At 73.2% G+C, this 6,874-nt stretch carries 4 protein-coding genes; all 4 read left to right on the top strand.

The window, feature by feature from the left end; translation table 11 throughout:
* Nucleotides 1–622 precede the first annotated feature (622 nt).
* Nucleotides 623–1,942: an FG-GAP repeat domain-containing protein gene (locus tag AOK03_RS16395; RefSeq protein WP_244177636.1), complete on the top strand. Its 1,320-nt coding sequence runs from the start codon at nucleotides 623–625 to the stop codon at nucleotides 1,940–1,942.
* Nucleotides 1,943–2,123: 181 nt separating this feature from the next.
* On the top strand, nucleotides 2,124–3,518 hold the full coding sequence (locus tag AOK03_RS16390; protein ID WP_055566002.1) for an FG-GAP-like repeat-containing protein: 1,395 nt from the start codon (nucleotides 2,124–2,126) through the stop codon (nucleotides 3,516–3,518).
* A gap of 62 nt (nucleotides 3,519–3,580) precedes the next feature.
* On the top strand, nucleotides 3,581–5,056 hold the full coding sequence (locus tag AOK03_RS16385; protein ID WP_055566001.1) for an FG-GAP and VCBS repeat-containing protein: 1,476 nt from the start codon (nucleotides 3,581–3,583) through the stop codon (nucleotides 5,054–5,056).
* A 270-nt stretch (nucleotides 5,057–5,326) separates the two neighbouring features.
* Nucleotides 5,327–6,814, top strand: coding sequence for an FG-GAP repeat protein (locus AOK03_RS16380; protein ID WP_055566000.1), 1,488 nt, complete (start codon nucleotides 5,327–5,329; stop codon nucleotides 6,812–6,814).
* Nucleotides 6,815–6,874: the final 60 nt, after the last annotated feature.

The raw sequence follows: 6,874 nt of genomic DNA, 5'->3' as shown, positions 1-6,874 counted from the left end.
GCACCCGGCAGCGCAAGGCGATGACCCCGCCAGGCAGGCCGCACCACCGGCCGAGCCCCGACCGTGACGCCCGCCCACGATGGACCGGACCGCACCCGGCAGCGCAAGGTGATGGCCCGGCCAGCGAGGCCGCCGGACCGACCGGGCCGCTACCGTGACGGGCACCCACGATGGGCCGGTCCGCACCCGGCAGCGAGAGGTGATGACCCGAGCAGCGGACCCCGCAGCCCCTACCCCTGGCCGTCCGGGTCAAGGTCAACGTGCGGTGGAGGGACGGGAGTCAAGGGTGGAGCGCAGCGGAATCGGCGCAGCCGACGCGACAAAGTCGCGCCCTTTACTCCCGGCCCGGAACCGCCACACTCCGCAAAACCCCGGGCGGCCCCGGCAACCATCAAAGACACCGCCCCACCGAAGTCACCGCCCACCCCCACCACGCGCCGGAAGAGAGCCTCCGGCCCCGGTGTGATGGAAACGGGACCGTCTCGGGCTCCTCCTGCGAGGGGAGCGGGAGCATCATGGGCTGGTTGTTGTCGACTGTGGCGTTCGGGGTGGGTGAGGGGCAATGCGGAGTGCCGGGGTACGGGGCGCGAGACGCGGCATGTGGCGCGGCGGGTCCGCCGGGGTGGCCACCGCCGTGAGCTGCGCGCTGCTCCTCTCGGGCTGCGGCGGCCACGACGGCGGCGCCGGGTCCGGTGACGCCTCGCACAAGCCCGTGAGCATGACGGGCAAGGGCGCGGCCCAGCAGCCCGTCCCACGAGGCCAGGGCAGCAAGGTCGAGGACGACTTCAACGGTGACGGTGCCCGTGACCTCGTACTCGACGACCTCGTGCACCCCGACCACGGCGACGACGCGGGCATAGGCATCGTCTACGGAGGCAGGGGCGGACTCGTGCCCGGCGCGCGGCAACTGGTGAGCGCCCACGCCAACGGTGCGCGTACGAAGGGTCGGCTGCCGGCCGCCTTCGACTCCGAGGCCTCCTGCGATCTCGACGAGGACGGCTTCAGCGATCTGCTCGTGTCGACGGATCCGCCGTACGACGGGCAGGGGCAGCCCCCCGTGCCGCTGCAGATCCTCTTCGGCTCGCCGAAGGGGCTCACCGGCAAGGCCGTGAAGCTGAAGGTGCCCGCGCAGGCACGTTTCGGCAATGACTGGCCGGACCAGCCGGTCTGCGGCGACTTCGACGGGGACGGCGCGAACGACCTCGTACTGCACGCGAGCGGCGCCCGGCTCACCTTCCTGCGCGGCCCGTTCACGCGCAGCGGTGCCCCGCGCGCGGCGGGCAAGCCCGTCACCGCGCCCGGCAACAGCCTGGTGACCGGCCGCGCCACGGACGTCGACGGCGACGGCTACGACGACGTGCTCGTGCGCAAGGCCGCGAACGCGACCGGCGCCGCCACCGGCGCCCTCGTCCTGGGCGGCCCGCAGGGTCCCGACGAGACCGGCGCCCTCTTCCCCGCGGGCAAGGACATCGCCTTCGGCCGCTTCGGCGAGGGCAAGGGCATGGACGCGGCCATCGCGTCACCGAAGGGCATCGCCCTGCGCTACGACGTGCCGGGCACCCTGCGCGGCTCCCTGGAGGCAAGGAACGTGGCCGTCGACACGGGTGACCTCGACGGGGACGGCCTGAGCGAGCTGGTGGTCAGCGGCGCGGGCAGCGGGTCCGGGGGCGATGCGTGGGACGTACGGGTCTTCCGCGGCCGTACGTCGGACCTGGCGCCCAACGCCTCCGCGCTCGTCCAGCCGCTGAAGAAGGGCACGACCCAAGTCCTCGAGGTCGCGGACTTCGACGGTGACAAGCGGGCCGACCTGGTCGTTCGTACATACCGGGGGGACAGTCAGGACATCGTGGCCGTGTACCCGGGCCGCAAGGGGGACCTCGTGGCGCGCAAGCCGCGGATCACGTTCTCCACGCAGGACTTCCTGTCCCTGGGCGACGGGTGAGGGACGGGTGAGGGCCTGACGGTCACCGTCGTACGTACCTCCAACTGCCGTACACCTGGCGGACACCACACCTCTCCCGTCGCACAACCCTTCGTACACCTCACGTGTCACACCCCCCGGAAGCAGTACCCCGCAGTTGCCTCCGCTCTGCGCTCCGCCCCCCCACCTCCGGGAGACCCACGTGCGCGTAAGAAACCTGGCCGTCACCGCCACCGTCGCGGCCCTCGCGGCCGCGGGGCTCACCCTGCCCCTGGCCGGTACGGCGAGCGCCGCCGCCGCCCTGAAGGACGACTTCAACGGGGACGGCTACCGCGACCTCGCGATCGGCTCGCCCGACTCCAACTCCGTGACGGTGACCTTCGGTTCGGCGAGCGGTGTCCCGGGGAGCCGGTCCGTCACCGTCACCCAGGAGACCTCCGGGGTGCCCGGTGTCACCGAGCCGGAGGACGAGTTCGGCGAGAGCGTGATCAGCGGCGACGTGAACGGCGACGGCTTCGCCGACCTGATCGTCGGCGCCCCCGGCGAGAAGGTGACGGGCAAGCCGTCCGGCTCCGTCTCCATCGTCTACGGCGGCAAGCGGGCCTTCACCTCCGGCGGCCGCGCCCTGAACTCCCCGGCCGACACCTCGGGCCGCTTCGGCGAGGCCGCCGTCTGGACCGACCTGGACTACGACGGCTCGCCCCAGCTGGCCGTCATCAGCGGCGACAACTGGTACTTCTACTCCGGCGCGGGCGAGAACGGGCACGTGTACGGCCTGGAGGTCGACTTCCTGCCCGAAGGCGTCCGCCTGGACGGCATGATCTCCGGCAACTTCAAGTACAAGGACGGCGTCGGCTTCGTCCTGTACGGCGAGCGCGCGGACGGCGGCGCCTGGACCGCGCACATGAACGGCGGCGTCGGCGACTACGGCTACCGGGCGGAGGTCCTCGGCGAGGGCGACGACCCGACGGCGACGCGCGACGCGGCCACCGCGGGCGACGTCGACGGCGACGGCTACGACGACCTGATCACCGGCAACTCCCGCGACGCGGCGGGCGGCAAGGGCGGCTCCGTCACCGTGCGGCGCGGCGGCGACGGCAAGTTCGGCGCCCCGGTGACCCACACCCAGGACAGCGCGGGCGTACCCGGCGCCGACGAGGCCGGCGACGGCTTCGGCGCGGCCGTCTCCGCGGGCGACGTCACCGGCGACGGCCTCGCGGACCTCGCGGTGGGCGCGCCCGGCGAGACGGTCGACGGCGTGTCCGGCACCGGCAGCGTCACCCTGCTCAAGTCGGTGCGCGGCGCCTTCACTTCGGGCCGGGCCTGGCACCAGGAGACCGCGGGCGTGCCCGGCGTCGCCGAGGAGGGCGACCACTTCGGCACGTCCGTACGCCTCAAGGACATCAACAAGAACGGCAAGGCCGACCTGGCCACCGGCGCGACCGGCGAGGACATCGGCACGACGCGGGACGTCGGCGCCGTGTGGGTCCTGCGCGGCACGTCGACGGGGCTGACCACGTCCTACGCGGCCTCGTTCAACGGCACGGACTTCGGGGTCGGCGGCACGGGGGCGGGCTTCGGGCGCACGCTGCGCTGACCTGCCCTCCGGCCCTCTCCACAGCAACTCACCCAGCACTCACACACGTTGGAGACCCCTCCATGCCCACGTACGCCCGCAAGAACACCCGCAACCAGCTCCTCGCGGCGGGCGCGCTCTGCGCCGCCACCGCCCTCGGCGTCACCGGCCTGACCGCGACCGGCGCCTCCGCGGCCGCCCCCGAGCGCGCCGACGCCCCCTCGAAGATCCGCGGCGACTACAACGGCGACGGCTACGCGGACCTCGCGGTCGGCGTGCCGAGCGCAACCGTCGACGGCAAGGCCAAGGCCGGATACGTCAACGTCGTCTGGGGCGGCGCGTCGGGCCTCGGCAAGCACGGGTCGACCACGGTCAGCCAGGCCACGGCCGGGGTGCCGGGCACCGCCGAGGCGGGCGACGCGTTCGGTTTCGCCGTCGCCTCCGACGACATGAACGGCGACGGCTACAGCGACCTGATCGTCGGCGCGCCCGAGGAGGACACCTCCGTCGGCCTGAGCGCCGGAACCGTCGCGGTCGTCTGGGGCGGTGCGGGCGGCTTCAAGGGTGGCTTCACCGCCGCGAACGGCGGCATCGACAGCGCCCGGTACGGCGCGCTGCTCTCCACCGGCGACTTCGACAAGGACGGCGACAAGGACATCGCCTTCAACTCCCACTTCGACGAGTCCAGTTCGGTCGTCACGCGGCCGGGACCGTTCACCGCGGGCTCGCCCGCCAAGGTCTCCCGGGTCACCGGCTGGCACTTCGGCGGGCCCACCGCGCTGGCCGACGGTGACTTCGACGGCGACGGCCAGGACGACCTCGCCGTCTCGTACAACGGCATGGAGATCAGCGGTACGACCGTGCTGAGCCGGGCGACGGGCGAGTGGAAGGAGACGTGGCACACCTCCGACCGCACGGACACCGCGCTCGCCGCGGGCGACTTCGACGGCGACGGCACGACCGACCTCGCCGTCGGCAACGTACGGCCCAACCCGGAGACCGAGGAGACCAACTGCGCCGACCGGCTCGGCGGCGCGATCCTCACCGTCCACGGCAAGAAGGGCGGCGCGCTCGGCGACGGCGGCAAGTCCTGCACCACCCAGGCGTCCCCGGAGGTCGGCGGTACCGCCGAGGCGGACGACAACTTCGGCGCGCAGCTCGCGGTCGGCAACCTCGACCGGGACGGCATCGACGAGCTGGTCGTCGGCGCCGACGCGGAGGCCGTCGGCACCGTGCAGAACGCGGGCACCTACTGGGTCCTCGCCTCGGGCGGCACGGGCAAGCCCCTCACGGGCCCGGCGTTCAGCCAGAACTCCGCGGGCGTCGCGGGCACGGCGGAGGCGGACGACCACCTCGGCGCGGCCGTCGCGACCGGCGACTACAACGGCGACTCCTACCCGGACGTCGCGGTGGGCGCGCCCGGCGAGGACGGCCAGCAGGGCGGCGTCTGGTACGCCGCGACCCCGAAGGACGGTCCGCGACCGGACGTCACGTCCGTGACGCCGGGGAAGCTGGGGCTCGCGGGGGCGCGGGAGTACGGGATGGTTCTCGGGCGGTAGGCGGGCGCCGTCGGACGTACCGCACCGTCGGACTCCGCACCGTCGAATCACCGGCTCCGCCGAGTTCGTCCTCAAACGCCGGACGGGCCGGATCCCAACACCGGACGGGCTGGACCCCCAGCCCGTCCGTACAACCCTTGCTCCCCTCCGGCGGTCTCCCCTTAGCCGACCGCGGCGTGACGCCAGGGCCAACGCCCGGCAAACGCGCCCGTCGCACCCCACCGACTGCGGATGCCCGCCAGGCATCCCCGCACGCTGCAGGAGAACCGCATGGCCAAGCACAAGCGCACCTCCACCACCGCCCGCTCCAGACGCACGCGGCTCGCCGCCGCGACGGCCGCCACGGCCGCGCTGACCGGTGGACTGCTCGCCGTCACGGGAGCCACCGCCTCCGCCGCACCCGCCGAGCCGCTGCCCTCGCACGAGGCCGACTTCAACGGCGACGGCGTCGCCGACCTCGCCACCAGCGCGCCCGGCGCCACCGTCGGCGGCAAGAGCGGGGCGGGCCAGGTCGCCGTCACGTACGGCGGAAGCACCCTGCGCCACAAGACCTTCAGCCAGAACAGCACGGGCGTCCCCGGCTCCGCCGAGGCGGGCGACACCTTCGGCTACGACACCGCGTACGGCGACTTCGACCGCGACGGCTACGACGACCTCGCGATCGCCGCACCCGGTGAGGACGTCGGCAGCGACAAGGACGGCGGCACCGCGCAGATCCTGTGGGGCTCCGCGCGCGGACTCTCCGGCGGTACGACGGTGCAGGACCCGCGCCCCGGCAGCCACGACTTCTTCGGCGGGCCCATCGAGGCCGGTGACTTCGACGGCGACGGCGACACCGACCTCGCCATCGGCGCCCGCTCCGGCGCGGCCACCATCGACGTACTGAACGGCAAGATCTCCCGTAGCAGCGGCACCGGCAGCAGCCGCTACACGGTCAAGCCCGCCATCCACAGCGGGGAGGGCGCGGGCCCCTTCAACCTGCACTCCGGCGACGTGAACGGCGACAAGAGGGAAGACCTCATCGTCGACGGCTACTCCACCGCCGACAACTACAACGCCAACCTCTGGGTCCCCGGCACGTCCGGCGGCCTCAAGACCACCAACCAGCAGCGGCTGCCCGGCGGCACCATCACCGACGTCGGCGACACGGACGGCGACGGCTACGGCGACATCGTCATCGGCCTGGAGTGGGACGACGACATCGCCGGTGCGCACAAGGGCGGTTCGGTGCACGTCGTGCACGGCGCGGCCAACGGCCCGTACGGCGACACGCAGGTCTTCACCCAGGACAGCGCGGGCGTGCCGGGCACGGGCGAGAAGGGCGACTCCTTCGGCACCGAGCTCGACCTCGGCGACATCAACGGCGACGGCCACCTCGACCTGGTCGTGGGCGCGGCGGGCGAGGACCTCGACGGCGTCAAGGACGCGGGCTCGGTCACCGTCATCTACGGCAAGGCGGACGGCTCGGGCCTCTCCACGGCCGGCGCGGCCTTCCTCGACCAGAACACGCCGGGCGTGCCCAACTCCAACGAGAAGTACGACTTCTTCGGCTCGGACGTGCACGTCGACGACCTGAACGGCGACGGGCGCGGCGACGTCACGGTGGGCGCGTACGGCGAGAACAGCGCGAACGGCGCGTTCTATCCCCTGCTCAGCAAGCGCGACGGCACCCTCTCCGGTGCGTCGGGCGTCTACACGTCGACCGTGGGCATCTCGGCGACGGGAACGCCGCGGCTCGGCGCGAACTTCGCGGACTGAGTCCGCGGACCACCACTCCATCGGCGGCAGCCGCCCGCCGATCAACCGGCCCGCGCCTCC

This window comes from Streptomyces atriruber (genome assembly GCF_001418325.1).
In the GTDB taxonomy this organism is placed as follows: Bacteria; Actinomycetota; Actinomycetes; order Streptomycetales; family Streptomycetaceae; genus Streptomyces; species Streptomyces atriruber.
This window is presented reverse-complemented; position numbering and strand designations above follow the sequence as displayed.

Coding starts and splice junctions, on each gene's coding strand:
- AOK03_RS16385 (WP_055566001.1), top strand. CDS start 3,581: ATGCCCACGTACGCCCGCAAGAACACCCGCAACCAGCTCCTCGCGGCG.
- AOK03_RS16380 (WP_055566000.1), top strand. CDS start 5,327: ATGGCCAAGCACAAGCGCACCTCCACCACCGCCCGCTCCAGACGCACG.